The following is a 17,165-nucleotide window of genomic DNA, read 5'->3' on the forward strand; positions in this document are numbered from 1 at the left end:
AACGGGAGGAAGAGTCTTGATAAATCAATTGATCAATAAAATTAAAGCGACGAAAGCACCAATCGTAGTGGGCCTAGATCCCATGCTTTCTTATGTGCCAGAGTTTTTGAAAACGAAAGTCTTTCAGGAAATGGGAGAAAGCTTAGAAGCAGCTGGCGAGATTATCTTTCAGTTCAACAAAGAGATCGTCGATAATTGTTACGATTTGATTCCGGCAGTAAAGCCACAGATTGCGATGTACGAGCAGTTTGGGGTTCCAGGAATGGAGGCGTTTGCCAAGACGGTAGCTTATTGTAAGGAAAAAGGGCTAGTAGTAATTGGTGATGTGAAGCGAGGGGATATCGGCTCGACTTCAGAAGCCTATGCGGTTGGCCACTTGGGTCAGGTGCAGGTAGGAAGCAAGAGCTTTACGCCTTTTGGTGAGGATTTTGCCACAGTGAACCCCTATCTTGGTTCGGATGGCATCAATCCGTTCTTGTCTGTCTGCAAGGAAGAGAAGAAAGGGATTTTTATTCTCGTTAAGACTTCCAATCCTTCTAGTGGTGAATTTCAGGATCGCTTGATAGATGGTCGCCCGCTATATGAAATCGTTGGTGAAAAAGTCGCTCAGTGGGGCGAAGAGGTTATGGGCGAAGAGTATAGCTACGTGGGTGCGGTAGTGGGTGCTACCTACCCAGAGATGGGCAAAGCTTTGCGTAAGATTATGCCAAAGACTTACATTTTGGTGCCGGGATACGGTGCTCAAGGCGGTAAGGGCAAAGACTTAGTACACTTCTTTAACGAAGACGGTTTGGGAGCGATTATTAATTCCTCTCGAGGGATTATCGCAGCGTATAAGCAAGAGGCTTATCAGGCATACGGCGAGGAACATTTCGGCGAGGCGGCCAGAGCAGCGGTTATCGATATGGTAACGGATATTAAGGGAGCTTTAGAAAGTAGATAATGATGAAGAAAGAAAAGATTGCAGGAATCATCAAAGAACAAAAGCAGATAGCTACGGGGATTTTTGATCTGTGGGTTACAGCCCCCACCATTGCCGGGGGAGCTAAGCCGGGACAATTTGTCTCCCTCTATACAGAAGATGCGTCCAAGCTTTTGCCAAGACCGATTAGTATCTGCGAAGTGGATAAAGAAGATGGGAGCCTGCGGCTGGTTTACCGAGTTACGGGAGCGAATACCGGTACGGAGCAGTTTTCACGCTTGCAAAAGGGCGATACCCTTCAGTTAATGGGTCCTTTAGGGAATGGGTTTATGTCAGAGCTTCCGGGAACCGCTCTTTTAATTGGTGGCGGGATTGGTATTCCGCCGATGGTAGAGCTGGCGAAAAACCGAATGGATAAAAACTTAATTGTCTCTGGTTACCGAGATGAAACCTTCCTTCAAGAGGATTTGGAAAAATACGGAGAATGCTTCGTGGCCACAGAAGATGGTAGTGTGGGCACCAAGGGAACGGTGATTGACGCTATTAAGGCAGAAGGCCTAAAGGCAGATATTATCTATGCCTGTGGCCCTACGCCTATGCTCCTAGCCATTAAAGAATATGCTGCATCTGCAGGAATTACTCAGTGCTATCTGTCTCTAGAAGAAAAGATGGCCTGTGGTGTTGGTGCTTGTCTCGCTTGTGTATGCGGTTCTAAGGAAAAGGACGAACATAGCCAGGTGCATAATAAGCGAGTCTGTAAAGAGGGGCCGGTATTTTCTGCTTGGGAGGTGGAGCTATGAGAAGTCTAGCGGTAAAGATTGCCGGTGTTGAATTAAAGAATCCAGTGATGACTGCCTCAGGTACCTTTGGCTCCGGTGAAGAATATAGCGAGTTTGTGGATTTGAATAAGCTAGGAGCGGTAGTGACTAAAGGGGTGGCTAATGTTCCTTGGGAAGGAAATCCGACTCCAAGAATTGCGGAGACCTATGGCGGGATGATGAACGCTATCGGTTTGCAAAACCCGGGAATTGATGTTTTTATTAAACGGGATTTGCCGTTTTTGCAACAATTCGATACGAAGATTATCGTCAACGTATGTGGACGGACTACGGAAGATTATCTAGAAGTAGTAGAGCGCCTCGGGGATGAACAAGTAGATCTTTTGGAAATCAACGTATCTTGCCCCAATGTTAAGCACGGCGGAATTGCCTTTGGCCAAGACCCGGCTTGCTTAAGCGAGATAACGGCGAAAATAAAAAAAGTGGCTAAGCAGCCAATTATTATGAAGTTAAGTCCCAATGTAACGGATATTACGGAGATGGCAAAGGCAGCAGAAGCCGCCGGTGCCGATGCCTTATCGCTGATTAATACGCTGACCGGCATGAAAATCGATATTCACCGGAAGAGCTTTGCTCTAGCAAATAAAACCGGCGGTGTATCCGGCCCAGCGATTAAGCCGATCGCTGTTCGCATGGTGTATCAAGTGGCCCAGGCAACACGCTTGCCGATCATTGGTATGGGCGGGATTGCTACGCCAGAGGACGGAATCGAATTTATGTTAGCCGGTGCTACCGGGATCAGCGTTGGTACGGCGAATTTTTACAATCCGCAAACCACCGAGGAAGTGATTAACGGTCTGGCTTCGTACTTAGAGCAATACGGACACGAAAGCATCGAGGAAATCATTGGTGCAGTCAAATAGTTAGGATTTGAAGGAGAAGAAGATGGAACAGTATAAGATTGATTTTATTCACTTTATGATAGATTGTCAGGTGTTAAAGTTTGGTGATTTCACCACTAAGAGCGGACGGAAAACCCCCTTTTTTGTCAATACCGGCTTTTATCGTAGCGGATCTCAGCTGCGAGAGCTAGGCGCGTATTACGCTAAGGCCATTCAGGCGAAGTTTGGCCTGGATTTTGATGTGCTTTTCGGGCCGGCGTATAAAGGGATTCCTTTAAGTGTTGCCACAACCATGGCCATTAGCGAAATCTACGACAAGGATATCAAGTACTGTTCTAATCGCAAAGAGGTAAAAGATCACGGAGATACCGGGATTTTACTGGGCAGCCCGTTAAGCGACGGCGACAAAGTGGTGATTATTGAAGATGTGACCACCGCCGGTACTTCCATTGCCGAGACATTGCCGATTATTAAGGCTCAGGGTGAGGTTTCACCGATCGGGCTGGTAGTATCCGTTGACCGGATGGAGCGGGGTCAAGGGACGAAAAGCGCCCTTGCGGAAATTAAAGAGAAGTATAATCTAGAGACTACGGCGATTGTCACTATGGAAGAGGTGATTGGGTGTCTCTACAATAAGGAGTATAAAGGCCGAGTGATTATCGATGAGGCGATGAAGACGGCCATCGATGAGTATTATAAAATCTACGGCGTAAAATAGAAGGTGTAAATTTGAGTAAAAAGAAATCCAGCCATTCACGGGTCTGGGGTAAAATATTATTTGTGTTATACGTTATTTTTCTGATTTGGTTCTTGATTTTTTCGGATTGGTACGGCAGGCAAGCCTACGATACCTTTCATTACAATCTAGTACCTCTTAAAGAGATTAGGAGATTTTGGGACTATCGGCATGAAGTAGGACTTTTTGCCATGATTACAAACTTATTCGGCAATGTCTTCATCTTTATTCCGTTTGGCTTTTTCTTACCGATGGGCAGCCGGAATAAAAGTTTTTTCCTCACTTTACTTCTAAGCTTTCTACTAAGCTTGGGAATTGAGTGCTTTCAGTTAATTACTATGGTGGGAAGCTTTGACGTAGACGATATTATTTTAAATACATTAGGCGGCATTATCGGTTACATTTTTTACGCGATTTGTGCGGGAATCAGGAGATTTTTTGGTGGCTAAAAGAGGCGCGAATAAAGAAAAGAAGGTAATCTGGACAAAGTATGGCAGGGAAAGATTAGAGCATGCCAGAGGGGGGCTTAAATCCTTTATTATGGGAGTGCTCACGCTGGTGCTTTTATTTCTGGTGTTGCTCATGTCCTTCTTAGTGGCTGGCGAGGTGAATATGCTAGCAGCAATTGTGGTTATCCTGATTGGCTACCTAGCCATCCGCGGGATTCGCTACGGGATTGCCGGCTTTAAGGAAAAGCAAAAAAGCACATTTTTCTGCAAAGTAGGCATTGGCTTAAACGGTCTGGTTTTACTGGGACTATTGCTAATCTTTGTAAGGGGGTTATTTTGATGGTTAAGGAACGTCTTGCTTTAGGGATGGACAAAATAACGGAAATCATTCGGGAAGCGAACACGGATATGCCCCTAGATACTTACTTTAGGCAAGTGGCTACTTTTTTGGAGAAGACCACCAGGGTGTATCAAAAGGTGAACGCCGGGAATTACTTAGAACGTGACGTAAACGAACTTAAAGAAGATAATCAAAGTCTCTACGAAGATATTCGCGGTGAGAATTACGAAAGTAGCTTTTGTAATCCGGATTATGCCAGGGAATGTCTAGGCGAGGAGCTAGCTTCTCACCTTTGTTTTTTAGCAGCGGAGGTCCGCATAGCCATTCCCAGTGCTTATGAAGGGCAAGAGGAATACTTAGCGATTATCTATGAGCTCTTTACCTTGGTATATACTTTATATCGTCAAGGCGAACTTACAAAAAAGAGTCTCCAGCAAGCGATTTATTGGCATGCCAGCGACTATCTCGATGTTTTCCTCGCCGACCGCTTAATAGCTGGGGCCACTCCCGAGTCGGGAATTGCCTTTACGGTGCTTAAGGCGTATCAAAAGGACGATTTGCGCTATCTATACGGTTACGGTGAATACGTAGGCGAGGAGCAATTAGCACTAGCGACTTTTATAAATCAGCTACCGGAAGAGACGATTACGAAGATGGCTTCCGTATTTACAGAAGGGTATCGACTGGGCTTTGTAGCTACCGGTAAGGACTTATCCATTAAAGGTACAGTGAGCCTTCGCTTCGTCCTAGGGTTTGAACGGGTGATTATTAAAGCCATCGCAAACTTTAAGGAAATGGGATTAAAACCGGTTATTCAAAGAGCGGCTAGCAGTGCCCTGCTAAAACAAGGAATGTCTAAAGTCGGAGTATACGGCGGAATCGTCAATAAGCAATTTGATTATGACCACCGTTTTGACCAAGGGCTCTTTTTCGATAAAAAGTACGTGCAGCGTAAGCTAGAAGTGATGCAGACCACCTTCGAACACCACGGGGATTTGCAGAGGCTGTTAGCAGGTCCGGCGGTTATTGAGGTCTTTGGCGAAGAGTTTACACCGCTAAAGAAGAAAGAAAGTAGCCTGGCGTACACCAAGGAGCAGGAAGAGCTTTTGCAAACATATGAAATGAAGGCGGCGTCAATTCAGAATACGTACATTCCCCGGGAAGAGCGGAGCTTTACCATCGTCGCTTATCCTACCCCGGAGATTGGGCCTGAATTTGCGGAGATCTTTGCCGATGTGATTAAAATCAATACGTTGGATTACCAGTTATACCAAAAGGTTCAACAGAGTTTGATCGACGCTCTCGATACTGGGGAAGCGGTACGGATTATCGGCAGTGGTGATAACCAGACAGATCTAACGGTTAACCTCTGGAAGTTAAAAGACCCTCAGCGAGAGACGATTTTTGAAAACTGTGTCGCGGATGTTAATATTCCGGTGGGCGAGGTCTTTACTTCGCCGGTGCTAGCGGGCACTAGTGGCGTTCTTCACGTCAGCCAGGTGTATTTAAACGAGTTGCAGTTTGAGAATTTAAAGATTACCCTCACCGACGGAATGGTGACCGATTATACCTGTACCAACTTTGACAGTGAGTCAGAGAACAGGCAGTATATTAAAGAAAATATTTTATATAACCGAGAGACGTTACCGCTTGGAGAATTTGCGATTGGTACCAACACCTTAGCCTATGCGGTCGCTAGGAAGTACGGAATAGAAGATAAGTTTCCTATCTTGATTGCGGAGAAAATGGGACCCCACTTTGCTCTTGGGGATACGTGTTATTCATGGAGTGAAGAGATTCCAGTGTACAATCCAGATGGCAAGGAAATTGTGGCTAGAGACAATGCCTGTTCCTTGCTAAGGAAAGAGGATGTGCAAAAGGCGTACTTTAACTGCCATACAGATATTACCATTCCTTATGATGAGATTGGTAGTTTAGCGGTGGTAAGGGCAGAGGGGGAGGACGTTTTACTGATTAAAGACGGTGTGTTTGTCTATCCGGGAACCGAGATTTTAAATGAACCATTAATGAATAAAGAAGTGTAAGAGAAGGAGAAAGAAAATGGCAAAAGTAGGAATAGTAATGGGAAGTGATTCAGACTTAAAGATTATGTCGAAAGCAGCCGATATGCTAGAAAAATTAGATATCGATTATGAAATCACGATTATCTCGGCGCATCGGATGCCGGATGTATTTTTTGACTATGCAAAGAGTGCAGAAGGAAAAGGGTTTCAGGTAATTATTGCAGGTGCAGGAATGGCAGCTCATCTTCCAGGGATGTGCGCGGCTATCTTCCCTTTGCCGGTGATCGGGGTGCCTCTTTCTTCAAAGAATCTTGACGGGGTAGACGCCCTCTACTCAATCGTCCAGATGCCACCAGGAATTCCGGTAGCCACAGTGGCTATCGATGGGGCGGCGAATGCGGCGGTTCTAGCAGCGAAGATTTTGGCTACTAGCGACAGTGCGTTGCTGGAGCGATTAAAGGATTACGGGAAAGAGATGAAAGACGCAGTTAGTGCTAAGGCGGATAAGTTAGATAAAATGGGATACAACGAATATATTAGGGAAATGTAAAGGAGAGGTTTGAGCTATGGATTACAAAAAAGCAGGAGTTGATATCGAGGCGGGTTATAAATCCGTGGAACTGATGAAAGAGCATGTGAAAGAGACGATGCGAAAAGAAGTGCTGTCAAATATTGGCGGTTTCTCGGGAGCCTTCTCTCTAGCGTCTTTTAAGGATATGGAAAAACCCACGTTAGTGTCGGGAACAGATGGGGTAGGTACAAAGCTAAAACTAGCCTTTTTACTGGATCGTCACGATACCATCGGTATCGACTGTGTGGCAATGTGTGTAAATGACATCGCTTGTGCTGGCGGGGAACCATTATTTTTCCTTGACTACATCGCTTGTGGCAAAAACTTCCCAGAGAAGATTGCGGAGATTGTTAAAGGGGTAGCCGATGGCTGTAAACAGTCAAATGCGGCCCTGATTGGTGGCGAGACGGCGGAGATGCCAGGATTTTACCCAGAGGATGAGTACGATTTGGCAGGCTTTGCTGTGGGCATTGTGGATGAAAAAGACCTAATCACCGGTAAAGACTTAAAGGCTGGGGATGTGCTGATTGGCATTCCTTCTAGCGGCGTTCACAGCAACGGTTTTTCCCTAGTGCGTAAAGTCTTTGAAATGAATAAGGAAGCTTTAGCAAAAGAGTACGCGGAACTAGGCACCACCTTAGGTGATGCCCTGATTACGCCGACGAAAATCTACGTCAAGGCTCTACGTAGTGTGAAAGAAGCGGGAGTCCGGATTAAGGCGTGTAGCCATATTACCGGTGGCGGCTTTTACGAAAATATTCCCCGGATGCTTACAGATGGCGTGCGGGCAGTGGTGAAAAAAGATAGTTATGAAGTATTGCCGATTTTTAAGCTGTTGCAAGCAACCGGCGGTATTTCTGATCAAGATATGTATAGCACTTACAATATGGGAATTGGCATGATGATCGCCGTAGATCCTGCGGATGTGAACACCACCTTAGAAGCCTTAGGCGCTGCTGGTGAAAAAGCAACGGTTGTGGGAGAAGTTGTGGCTGGCGAGAAAGGAATCGACTTATGCTAAAAGTGTTGGTTTTAGTTTCCGGTGGGGGAACGAACCTACAAGCTATTTTTGATGGTATTGATAGCGGTCTAATTAAAAACACGGTGGTAGAAGGGGTTATTAGCAACAATAAAAATGCCTATGCCCTAGAACGGGCAAAAAAGCGCGGGGTCAAAGCCCTTTGCCTTTCACCGAAGGAGTATGCAGATCGGGGGGCTTTTAACGAGGCGTTTTTAGAAACGGTTAGGGAGATGGCTCCGGATCTAATCGTCCTGGCTGGATTTTTAGTAGTAATCCCGCCGGCGATGATTAAGGAATATCAGAACCGTATTATTAATATCCACCCCTCTTTGATTCCGGCGTTTTCGGGAACCGGCTTTTACGGGCTAAAGGTTCATGAAGGGGCCCTTGCCAGAGGAGTGAAGATTGTGGGGGCAACGGTACACTTTGTCGATGAGGGTACGGACACCGGACCGATTATTTTGCAAAAAAGCGTTATGGTAGATCCAGGGGATACCCCCGAGACCTTGCAGCGACGGGTGATGGAAGAGGCAGAGTGGCAGATTTTACCGGAGGCGATTAATTTGATTGCCAACGACCGGCTAGAAATAGAAGGTAACCAGGTTAGAATTAAGGAAAAGGAGTGAGTAGACGGATGAAGGTAATGATCGTAGGAAGCGGCGGAAGAGAGCATGCAATTGCGTACTGTGTAGCGAAAAATGACAAGGTAACCGAGATGTATTGTCTCCCGGGAAACGCAGGTATAGCCGAATATGCCCAGTGTGTACCGATTGGTGCCATGGAGTTTGCTAAAATTATCGATTTCGCTAAGGAAAAAGAAATCGATTTGTGTATCGTAGGAATGGACGATCCTCTAGTAGGTGGACTGGTTGATGAACTAGAGGCTGTGGGCGTTCGTACGTTTGGACCGCGAAAGAATGCGGCAATTCTTGAGGGCTCGAAAGCTTTTTCCAAGGATTTAATGAAAAAATACAATATCCCCACCGCCGGTTACGAGAACTTTACCGATCCGGAAGCCGCTCTCGCTTATCTCGAGACGGCTAAGTTTCCGATTGTGCTAAAGGCCGATGGCCTGGCCTTAGGAAAAGGTGTTTTGATCTGTCAGAACCTTGAAGAAGCAAAAGCAGGCGTACAAACGATTATGATGGATAAGAAGTTTGGCGATGCTGGTAACGAAATGGTCATCGAAGAATTTATGACAGGAAGAGAAGTATCCGTACTTTCTTTTGTGGATGGTAAGACGATTCGCACCATGACCAGTGCTCAAGATCACAAGCGGGCAGGTGACGGTGATACCGGTCTCAATACCGGCGGTATGGGAACTTTTTCACCCAGTCCTTTCTATACGAAGGAAGTAGAAGAATTCTGTGAGAAGTATGTCTACCAAGCGACGGTAGATGCCATGCGCGCAGAAGGAAGAGAATTTAAAGGAATCATCTTCTTCGGCTTAATGCTGACGGACGAAGGTGTTAAAGTATTAGAATACAACGCTAGATTTGGCGATCCGGAAGCTCAGGTTTGTCTACCGCGAATGAAGAATGACTTAATCGATGTTATCGAGGCGTGTATCGACGGTACCCTTGATCAAGTCGAGTTAGAATTCGAAGACAACGCCGCGGTCTGCGTGGTGTTAGCATCAGCAGGATATCCACTTGATTACGAAAAGGGTCTTGAGATTACCGGTTTAGACGAATTTGACAAACACGAAGGCTATTACTGCTTCCACGCGGGAACCGCTTTTAAAGACGGTAAGTTAGTCACGAATGGTGGCCGGGTGCTTGGCATTACAGCAAAAGGGAAAGACTTAAAAGAAGCCAGAGCAAACGCTTACAAAGCCACGGAGTGGGCGAAGTTTGATAATAAATATATGCGTACGGATATCGGAAAAGCGATAGACGAGGCGTAAGTAGGTGAGGGCTCTGACTATGTCAGAGCCCAAATTCTATTTTAGGCGACACACTATTCTTAGGGCGAAAAATAGCTTTACTGATATTAATTTGTGTTAAAAAACTAACTATACTGAATAATTAAGGAGAAAGCTCTAAAAAACAGAATTGATATGTTTTTAACTATTATTGTACAACAGTTTAATTTGTGCTACATTGAATATAGGTAAGATAACGCTGTCGAATGGAAGCATTCACAGGAAACGTACATTAGGAGGTAAGAGATGAAAGTTGGATGTGTAAAAGAAATCAAAGCAAAAGAATTTCGTGTAGGCATGACTCCTGACGCTGCTAAAGTATATGCTAGCGCAGGGCATGAAGTAATCGTGGAACAAGGCTTGGGGCTCGGTTCAGGATTTACGGATGCAGAGTATGAGAAGGCAGGGGCGAAGGTTGTAAAGACAGCCAAAGAAGTATGGGATACCGTAGACATGATGGTAAAGGTAAAAGAGCCTTTAGCAGCTGAGTATCCACTCTTTAGAAAAGACTTAATCCTTTATACATACTTACACTTGGCAGCAGACAAGCCACAGACAGACGCTCTGTTAGAGGCAAAGGTTAAGGGTGTAGCTTACGAGACACTGATTGACCATACTGGGGGAACTCCACTTCTAGCACCGATGAGCCAGATTGCTGGCCGTTTGGCTGTTCAAGAGGGAGCAAAGTACTTAGAGAAGATTTTTGGCGGTGAAGGTGTTCTTCTTTCAGGTGTTCCGGGAACGAAGAAAGGTAAAGTAGTTATCCTTGGCGGCGGTGCCGTTGGTACAAATGCATGTAAGATCGCTGTTGGTATGGGCGCAGATGTTACCATTATGGATATTAACTTGCAACGCTTAGCTTATCTTGACGATATCTTCGGTGCTCGTATTCAGACCATGGTTTCTAACGATGCCAATATCGAGAACGAAGTAAGAGAAGCTGATGTTGTTGTCGGCGCTGTCCTTATTCCAGGAAAAGCAGCTCCAAAGATCTTTAAGAAGAAATACTTAAAAGAGATGAAACCAGGCGCTGTTTTCGTAGACGTAGCTGTTGACCAAGGCGGTTGTGGCGAGACGACGAAGGTAACGTATCACGATGATCCTATTTTTGAAGTAGACGGTGTGGTTCACTACTGCGTAGGCAATATGCCAGGAGCAGTTCCGAGAACTTCAACCATTGCTCTTAACAACGCAACTCTAGCTTACGGTCTACAGATTGCTAACAAGGGTCTAGAGAAGGCTTGTAAAGACAATAACTACATTTATTCAGCAATCAATACCTACGATGGTAAATTAACTCACCTAGGTGTAGCGGAAAGCTTCGGTGATGCTTATGAATTCGTAGATCCAAAAGGACTGTTTTAGAAAAACTTAACGATTTAAGAGACCTTACCCCGTTGTAAGGTCTCTTTTTTTGTGGTAAAATTTGTTATACATCATATAGAACAGGGAAAGGAGACGCCATGTATATCGAAATTGATTTTAACAGTCCAGAAGCGATTTACATCCAGCTACGCAATCAAATCATCACCGAGATTGCTTTCAATAATATAAAAGATGGAGATTCCCTGCCTTCGGTACGACAACTAGCAGATACTCTCGGAATCAATATGCACACGGTGAATAAGGCCTACAGTCTGTTAAAGGTAGAAGGCTATATTCGTTTGGATCGTCGGCGAGGAGCGGTTATTGCCGTATCTGATGATAAAGAAGAACTAAAAGAAGAGATTAGGCAACACTTTCGCATGATTGTTGCTAGGAGTAATTGCAAAAATATCTGTCGCTTGGAATTGCAAGAGCTCTTAGATGAAGTGTTTGCTGAATTTGAATAAGGAGGAAGTTAGACATGAATTATACAAAACAAGCCACAGAGGTGTTACAGGTGGCGAAAAAGACAGCCAAGGACTTAAATCATCCTTATGTGGGGACAGAGCATCTCTTGCTCGCCCTTTGTAAAGTCTATACAGGTGTAGCGGGACAGGTGCTTTCTAGTAACGGTGTACTAGAGGGCAATATCTTACGAGTTATCAATGAGCTAGTGGCGCCAGTAGGTCTGGTGGCAGTTGCTGACCCTGGCGGTTTTTCCCCGAAGCTATTACAGATTTTGGAGGAAAGCAAGCAGCTAGCGGCTTCGCTTAAGTCTCAGGAGGTAGGGACAGAACACATGCTGTTAGCGCTACTACAGGAGAATGACTCGGTGGCTTCTCGGATTCTATCCACTTTAAATGTGGCAATTAAAAAGATTTATGCCGAATTGCTTACGGCCAGTGGCATAGATGCGAAAGAATTTATGGAAGAAGGTATGGCAGGGCCTAACTCTGGTGAATCGGTATTTGACCAGTACGGGACAGACTTGACCCTCCTAGCTTCGGAAGGAAAGTTAGATCCAGTCATCGGTAGAAAAGAAGAGATTAATCGGCTCATGCAAATCCTTAGTCGGCGGACAAAGAATAATCCCTGTCTTATCGGTGAACCAGGAGTAGGTAAGACCGCGATTATCGAGGGACTTGCTAGTCAAATCGCCTCCGGCGCAGTGCCAGAAGGAATTCGCGATAAGCGAATTATGACGATGGATTTAGCAGGGATGATTGCTGGCTCTAAGTACCGCGGAGAATTCGAAGAGCGGATGAAACGCCTAATTAACGAGGTGAAGAATGCCGGTAACATTATCCTTTTCTTAGACGAGGTTCATACGATTATCGGAGCTGGTGGTGCGGAAGGTGCCATTGATGCGTCTAACATTCTCAAACCTTCATTAGCCCGCGGGGAGTTGCAATTAATTGGCGCGACGACGATTACAGAGTACCGCAAACACATTGAAAAAGACGCTGCTCTTGAACGCCGTTTTCAGCCGATTACGGTGGAGGAGCCAACGGAAGCGGAAGGTTTGCTGATTTTAGAAGGTCTGAAGGAAAAGTACGAAGAGCATCACCGGGTTGCGATAGACGAAGAAGCCTTAAGTGCGGCTGTTCGCCTTTCCACTCGCTACATTAACGACCGGTTCTTACCAGATAAAGCCTTAGATGTGCTAGATGAGGCGTGTTCAAAAGTGAGTCTGCGCGGCTTCAAGGTGCCGGCGAGCTTTTATACTAGCGAGAATGACATCGTGGAATTGACAAACCAGATAGAAGCGGCAATTATTGCCGGGAATCTAGAGGCAGCTAGCGGCTATCGCCGAGAGCGGGAAGCTTTGAAGAAGAAATTTACCAGTGCGAGAAAGCGTTTTCAGAAAAAGAATGAAAATAGAAAAGTGGCCGTTACCGAGCAAGACGTTGCCGATGTGGTTTCCCAGTGGACAGGGGTGCCGGTGACGCGTCTAAATGAATCGGAGGGACTCCGTCTTCAGAAATTAGAAAGCACTTTGCATAAGCGGGTGATTGGTCAGGATGAGGCAGTTGGCGCAGTGGCAAAGGCCATTAAGCGGGGCCGCGTCGGTCTAAAAGATCCTAATCGTCCCATCGGTTCGTTCCTCTTCCTGGGACCTACAGGCGTTGGTAAGACAGAGCTTTCAAAAGCCCTTGCAGAAGCGGTCTTCGGTGATGAGAACTCGATGATTCGGGTGGATATGTCTGAATATATGGAGAAGCATTCTGTCTCGAAGATGATTGGTTCACCTCCAGGATACGTGGGCTTTGATGACGGCGGTCAGCTAAGCGAGCAGGTGCGGCGCAAACCCTATTCCGTAATTCTCTTTGATGAAATAGAAAAAGCCCATCCGGATGTCTTTAATATTTTGTTGCAGGTATTAGATGATGGACGAATTACCGATTCCCAAGGACGAAAGGTGGACTTTTCCAATACGATAATTATTATGACTTCAAATGCGGGAGCCAAAGCGATTATCGATCCGAAGAAACTAGGGTTCAATGTCAAGGAAGACGCAAAGGAAGACTATCAGCGGATGAAGAGTAACGTGATGACGGAGATTAAGCGGATTTTCCGTCCGGAGTTCCTAAATCGTATCGACGAAATTATCGTCTTCCATCCATTAAGTGAAAGCGACTTGAAGCAGATCGTTGGCTTGATGTGTAAAGAACTGGTGAAGCGGGCGAAAGAACAGCTAGGCATTACCTTAGTAATTAAGGACGCAGCGAAGAAGTTGATTGTCTCTTCCAGCAAGGATATGAAGTACGGAGCGAGACCGCTGCGCCGGGGAGTTCAGAATTTATTAGAAGACAGGCTAGCAGAGGCGATTCTAAGCGGAGAAATCAAGCGGGATTCGTTGGTGGATGTAACGGTCTCTAAAAAAGAAATTAAATTTATCTCAAAGACTACAAAATAGATTGGTTTTGCGATATAATGTAAGCCAATCAATTAACCTATTTTAGGAGGAAAAAGTAAAATGGCATTAGATAAGGCGCTGCTTGCGGCGGGGAATGACGAGACGCTAGGATTCGGTGATTACACATTAGACAAAAAGTCGAAAGTAGAAGATTTTGAGTTTCAAGGTGATATCTATAAAGTAAAGACTTTTAAAGAGATTACCAAATTGGAAAAAAACGGAATGTTCGTCTATGAAAGTGTGCCGGGAACGAGAGTGGAAAAATTTAAAGCCGGTGAGCAAGTGGTATCTTTTATCGTAAGTGGAGAGCAAGACGCTCAGTTAACCCTAGAATTAGAAGCGGACAGCGAGTATGTTGTCTATATGGACGAGGTAAATGTCGGCGACATGAACACGAACTTAAGTGGTAAATTAGTCTTAAGCGTGGAATTAGAACCGGGTAAAGAAATCCTTGTTGAAGTTGCAAAGAAATAACGAGAAGCAAAGGGGCTGGTAATACGGCCCCTTTCTTAACATGTTGGGAGTAGTTAATGGCTAAAGCAAAAAGTGTTTTTTTCTGCCAGAATTGTGGCCATGAAGAAACAAAGTGGCTAGGGCAGTGCCCTGGGTGCGGCGAATGGAATAGCTTCGTCGAAGAGAAAGTTACGACGGTCAAGCAAAAGGATCGCCAGAGTGTAAAAGAGGCTCAGGTGGTTCCGCTGACACAAGTAACCGGCGGCGATGAAGTGCGAATGAGCACGTATAATAAGGAGTTAGACCGGGTGCTCGGGGGTGGTATCGTCCCCGGGTCCTTGGTGTTAGTGGGTGGTGACCCAGGAATTGGAAAATCTACACTCTTATTACAGGTTTGTCGCAATCTGAGTAACAATAAGCGTAAAGTTCTTTATATCTCAGGCGAAGAGTCTCTTGGGCAGATCAAATTACGAGGAGATCGTATTGGCGATTTCACTGAGCATCTTCTATTACTATGCGAAACTAATTTAGGCACCATTCGTCATGTGATTGAAAAGGAAAAGCCAGAACTAGTGGTTATCGATTCGATTCAGACGATGTATAACGAAGATGTGACCTCAGCGCCAGGCAGTGTGAGTCAGGTGCGGGAGTCTACCAATATTTTAATGCAGATGGCAAAAGGTCTAGAGCTTTCTATTTTTATCGTTGGTCACGTGACCAAAGAAGGGACGGTGGCAGGTCCTAGAGTGCTAGAGCACATGGTGGATACCGTTCTTTATTTTGAAGGAGATCGCCATGCAAGCTACCGAATTCTGCGGGGAGTTAAGAACCGGTTTGGTTCGACTAATGAAATCGGTGTTTTTGAAATGAGGCGCGAAGGACTTGTAGAAGTAGAGAATCCGTCAGAATTTCTTTTAAGTGGTCGTCCCCTTAGTGCTTCTGGTTCGGTGGTGGTCTGCGCCATGGAAGGGACCAGGCCAGTACTGATGGAAATTCAAGCTCTTGTCTGTAGTACCAACTTTAATATGCCTAGGAGAACAGCGGCAGGGATTGATTATAACCGGGTGAATCTTTTGATGGCGGTTATCGAAAAGCGGATGGGTCTACACTTAGCCGGTTACGATGCCTACGTCAATGTAGCTGGTGGTATCAAGATGAACGAACCCGCGGCTGATCTAGGCGTAGTGATGGCAATTATCTCTAGTTATAAGAACAAACCGATTAATGAAGAGACAATGGTCTTTGGTGAAGTGGGCTTAAGCGGTGAGATTCGGGCAGTAAATATGCCAGAGCAACGGGTACTAGAAGCCAAGAAACTCGGATTTAAGACCTGTATCTTACCGAAGGTTTCTTTAAAAGGTCTTGATAAAATAAAAGGTATTGAGCTAATCGGGGTAGGCGGCATTGGTGAACTGAATAATCTTATCTGAGAGGAGAACTTCTATGGAACTAAAAGAGATAATGGCGCAGAAAAGCTTTGTGGTAGTAGGTGATACAGTAAATGAAGCGAAGTATGCGTATAAGATTAAGAACGAATTATTGAAAAAGGGCTATACTGTTTATGCTGTCGGGAAAGAACTAGCGTCTTTAAATGAGGTTCCGGGCGAAGTTGATATTATCGATCTTTGTATTCATCCAGCAAAAGGTATCAAGTTATTGAAAGAAAATAAGCGGTCAGTAAAGGGTGTCTTAATTCAACCAGGAGCAGAAAGTGAAGAGATTATTGCCTTTTTGCAAGAACAGGATATCCCCTATTTAGAAGGATGTGCCTTAGTGGGCTTAAGTCTTTATAAGTAAAAAAGTAAAGGAGAAAAGGAAATGGTAAAACACGTAGTAATGTGGAATTTCAAACCAGAAATTGCCGAAGAGGAAAAAGATGCACTAAAGAAAGCAATGAAAGAAAGCTTGGAAGGTTTAGTTGGAAAGGTGCCAGGGCTTGTGGATGCAAAGTATATTGAAATGCCGCTAGCTTCTAGTACGCATCAAATCGGTCTTGTATCTACTCATGAAAAAGCAGAGGATATTGCGGTCTATGCCAAGCACCCAGATCACGTTTTGGCGGCGGATACTTATGTGCGTCCTTTTGTATTTGAAAGAGCTTGCTTAGATTATGTGGAGTAAAAGGTAATAATTGTGCACTATTCGGGTGTCGATAAAGGTTAATAAGATGGGTATTTCTCACAAGAAAAAAATAAGTTAAAAAAAAGTGAAAAAAGATGTTGACTTTGAATCGACGCCCGTGCTATTATAACTGAGTTGCTGCTGACGAGGCAGCCACAAACAAAGCAAAAACAGAACCTTGATAATTGAACAATAGACAACAAACCTGAAAATTTTGAATAGCTTAAAAGCAATGACATGAGTGAGCTAGAGAAAAGGTGTTTACACATTTTCGAAAGCGAAACGAAGGGAATTATTTGCGAAGCAAACGGAAGCGAGAAACTTGGTTTCGAGCTGACGGCTTTAAGCTATATTAGAGAAAAATTTTTAAGAACACGAGAGAAATGATTTATCATTTTTCTCACCCAAAATTAACAGTAAAACGGGAAAGAATTAGCTAGTAGTTAATTCTGAACAGTTTTAAACTTTAATAGATGCAAAGCATCTCAGACGGGAAGCTCCGACAGCACTAAGCTCGTGGGAGACCTCGCTAAGAGCATGCGGAGCGTCAACGGACATAACGATTGTGAGATACCAATCGTAAGTCCTTTTAACGAGAGTTTGATCCTGGCTCAGGATGAACGCTGGCGGCGTGCTTAACA

Annotated in this window: 18 protein-coding genes; all 18 read left to right on the top strand. The window is 44.9% G+C overall.

The features are described from left to right. Positions 1-16 precede the first annotated feature (16 nt). The 18 genes from pyrF (at position 17) to NHH16_RS10765 (ending at position 16,524) form a co-directional block, all read left to right on the top strand. The gene (pyrF, locus tag NHH16_RS10680; RefSeq protein WP_262069592.1) at positions 17-943 is read left to right on the top strand and encodes an orotidine-5'-phosphate decarboxylase; all 927 of its coding nucleotides are present in this window, start codon (positions 17-19) and stop codon (positions 941-943) included. A 2-nt stretch (positions 944-945) separates the two neighbouring features. Then, a complete protein-coding gene (locus NHH16_RS10685) occupies positions 946-1,722 on the top strand; it encodes a dihydroorotate dehydrogenase electron transfer subunit (protein WP_262069611.1) in 777 nt (258 codons plus the stop codon). Next, the gene (locus tag NHH16_RS10690) at positions 1,719-2,624 is read left to right on the top strand and encodes a dihydroorotate dehydrogenase (protein WP_262069593.1); all 906 of its coding nucleotides are present in this window, start codon (positions 1,719-1,721) and stop codon (positions 2,622-2,624) included. The genes NHH16_RS10685 and NHH16_RS10690 overlap by 4 nt, the downstream gene beginning before the upstream one ends. Before the next feature lie 22 nt (positions 2,625-2,646). Further along, positions 2,647-3,321 (top strand): orotate phosphoribosyltransferase, encoded by a 675-nt coding sequence (gene pyrE, locus NHH16_RS10695; protein ID WP_262069594.1) that lies wholly within the window; start codon positions 2,647-2,649, stop codon positions 3,319-3,321. 11 nt (positions 3,322-3,332) lie between these two features. After that, the gene (locus NHH16_RS10700) at positions 3,333-3,788 is read left to right on the top strand and encodes a VanZ family protein (RefSeq protein WP_262069595.1); all 456 of its coding nucleotides are present in this window, start codon (positions 3,333-3,335) and stop codon (positions 3,786-3,788) included. Next, entirely contained in the window at positions 3,781-4,128 is a 348-nt protein-coding gene (locus NHH16_RS10705; protein ID WP_262069596.1) for a DUF6142 family protein, read from the top strand. The genes NHH16_RS10700 and NHH16_RS10705 overlap by 8 nt, the downstream gene beginning before the upstream one ends. Continuing rightward, complete coding sequence (locus NHH16_RS10710) at positions 4,128-6,173, top strand: aminopeptidase (RefSeq protein WP_262069597.1); 2,046 nt, start codon at positions 4,128-4,130, stop codon at positions 6,171-6,173. The genes NHH16_RS10705 and NHH16_RS10710 overlap by 1 nt, the downstream gene beginning before the upstream one ends. 16 nt (positions 6,174-6,189) lie before the next feature. Then, positions 6,190-6,702: a 5-(carboxyamino)imidazole ribonucleotide mutase gene (gene purE / locus NHH16_RS10715; RefSeq protein ID WP_262069598.1), complete on the top strand. Its 513-nt coding sequence runs from the start codon at positions 6,190-6,192 to the stop codon at positions 6,700-6,702. A gap of 16 nt (positions 6,703-6,718) precedes the next feature. Beyond that, positions 6,719-7,744 (top strand): phosphoribosylformylglycinamidine cyclo-ligase, encoded by a 1,026-nt coding sequence (gene purM, locus NHH16_RS10720; protein WP_262069599.1) that lies wholly within the window; start codon positions 6,719-6,721, stop codon positions 7,742-7,744. Then, a complete protein-coding gene (gene purN / locus NHH16_RS10725; RefSeq protein WP_262069600.1) occupies positions 7,738-8,370 on the top strand; it encodes a phosphoribosylglycinamide formyltransferase in 633 nt (210 codons plus the stop codon). Before purM ends, purN begins: the two co-directional genes overlap by 7 nt. An 8-nt stretch (positions 8,371-8,378) precedes the next feature. Then, positions 8,379-9,650, top strand: coding sequence for a phosphoribosylamine--glycine ligase (gene purD / locus NHH16_RS10730; protein WP_262069601.1), 1,272 nt, complete (start codon positions 8,379-8,381; stop codon positions 9,648-9,650). Between the two features lie 264 nt (positions 9,651-9,914). After that, positions 9,915-11,033: an alanine dehydrogenase gene (ald, locus tag NHH16_RS10735; protein ID WP_262069602.1), complete on the top strand. Its 1,119-nt coding sequence runs from the start codon at positions 9,915-9,917 to the stop codon at positions 11,031-11,033. Positions 11,034-11,131: 98 nt separating this feature from the next. Further along, positions 11,132-11,500 carry a GntR family transcriptional regulator gene (locus tag NHH16_RS10740; RefSeq protein ID WP_262069603.1) on the top strand — a complete coding sequence of 123 codons (369 nt, stop codon included), beginning with the start codon at positions 11,132-11,134 and terminating at the stop codon, positions 11,498-11,500. 14 nt (positions 11,501-11,514) lie between these two features. Further along, positions 11,515-13,950: an ATP-dependent Clp protease ATP-binding subunit gene (locus tag NHH16_RS10745; protein WP_262069604.1), complete on the top strand. Its 2,436-nt coding sequence runs from the start codon at positions 11,515-11,517 to the stop codon at positions 13,948-13,950. A 60-nt stretch (positions 13,951-14,010) separates the two neighbouring features. Beyond that, a complete protein-coding gene (locus NHH16_RS10750; protein WP_262069605.1) occupies positions 14,011-14,424 on the top strand; it encodes an endosialidase in 414 nt (137 codons plus the stop codon). 56 nt (positions 14,425-14,480) lie between these two features. Continuing rightward, positions 14,481-15,833: a DNA repair protein RadA gene (gene radA / locus NHH16_RS10755; protein ID WP_262069606.1), complete on the top strand. Its 1,353-nt coding sequence runs from the start codon at positions 14,481-14,483 to the stop codon at positions 15,831-15,833. 13 nt (positions 15,834-15,846) lie between these two features. After that, positions 15,847-16,200 carry a CoA-binding protein gene (locus NHH16_RS10760; RefSeq protein WP_262069607.1) on the top strand — a complete coding sequence of 118 codons (354 nt, stop codon included), beginning with the start codon at positions 15,847-15,849 and terminating at the stop codon, positions 16,198-16,200. Between the two features lie 21 nt (positions 16,201-16,221). Then, positions 16,222-16,524, top strand: coding sequence for a Dabb family protein (locus NHH16_RS10765; protein WP_262069608.1), 303 nt, complete (start codon positions 16,222-16,224; stop codon positions 16,522-16,524). Positions 16,525-17,165 lie beyond the last annotated feature (641 nt).

This window comes from Ohessyouella blattaphilus, assembly GCF_024721265.1.
Classification (GTDB): Bacteria; Bacillota; Clostridia; order Lachnospirales; family Lachnospiraceae; genus Aequitasia; species Aequitasia blattaphilus_A.

What these genes read in the sequence shown, in the direction of transcription:
- NHH16_RS10685 (WP_262069611.1), top strand. Translation starts at nt 946, where the DNA reads ATGAAGAAAGAAAAGATTGCAGGAATCATCAAAGAACAAAAGCAGATA.
- NHH16_RS10690 (WP_262069593.1), top strand. Translation starts at nt 1,719, where the DNA reads ATGAGAAGTCTAGCGGTAAAGATTGCCGGTGTTGAATTAAAGAATCCA.
- pyrE (WP_262069594.1), top strand. Translation starts at nt 2,647, where the DNA reads ATGGAACAGTATAAGATTGATTTTATTCACTTTATGATAGATTGTCAG.
- NHH16_RS10710 (WP_262069597.1), top strand. Translation starts at nt 4,128, where the DNA reads ATGGTTAAGGAACGTCTTGCTTTAGGGATGGACAAAATAACGGAAATC.
- purE (WP_262069598.1), top strand. Translation starts at nt 6,190, where the DNA reads ATGGCAAAAGTAGGAATAGTAATGGGAAGTGATTCAGACTTAAAGATT.
- purM (WP_262069599.1), top strand. Translation starts at nt 6,719, where the DNA reads ATGGATTACAAAAAAGCAGGAGTTGATATCGAGGCGGGTTATAAATCC.
- purN (WP_262069600.1), top strand. Translation starts at nt 7,738, where the DNA reads ATGCTAAAAGTGTTGGTTTTAGTTTCCGGTGGGGGAACGAACCTACAA.
- purD (WP_262069601.1), top strand. Translation starts at nt 8,379, where the DNA reads ATGAAGGTAATGATCGTAGGAAGCGGCGGAAGAGAGCATGCAATTGCG.
- ald (WP_262069602.1), top strand. Translation starts at nt 9,915, where the DNA reads ATGAAAGTTGGATGTGTAAAAGAAATCAAAGCAAAAGAATTTCGTGTA.
- NHH16_RS10740 (WP_262069603.1), top strand. Translation starts at nt 11,132, where the DNA reads ATGTATATCGAAATTGATTTTAACAGTCCAGAAGCGATTTACATCCAG.
- NHH16_RS10745 (WP_262069604.1), top strand. Translation starts at nt 11,515, where the DNA reads ATGAATTATACAAAACAAGCCACAGAGGTGTTACAGGTGGCGAAAAAG.
- NHH16_RS10750 (WP_262069605.1), top strand. Translation starts at nt 14,011, where the DNA reads ATGGCATTAGATAAGGCGCTGCTTGCGGCGGGGAATGACGAGACGCTA.
- radA (WP_262069606.1), top strand. Translation starts at nt 14,481, where the DNA reads ATGGCTAAAGCAAAAAGTGTTTTTTTCTGCCAGAATTGTGGCCATGAA.
- NHH16_RS10760 (WP_262069607.1), top strand. Translation starts at nt 15,847, where the DNA reads ATGGAACTAAAAGAGATAATGGCGCAGAAAAGCTTTGTGGTAGTAGGT.
- NHH16_RS10765 (WP_262069608.1), top strand. Translation starts at nt 16,222, where the DNA reads ATGGTAAAACACGTAGTAATGTGGAATTTCAAACCAGAAATTGCCGAA.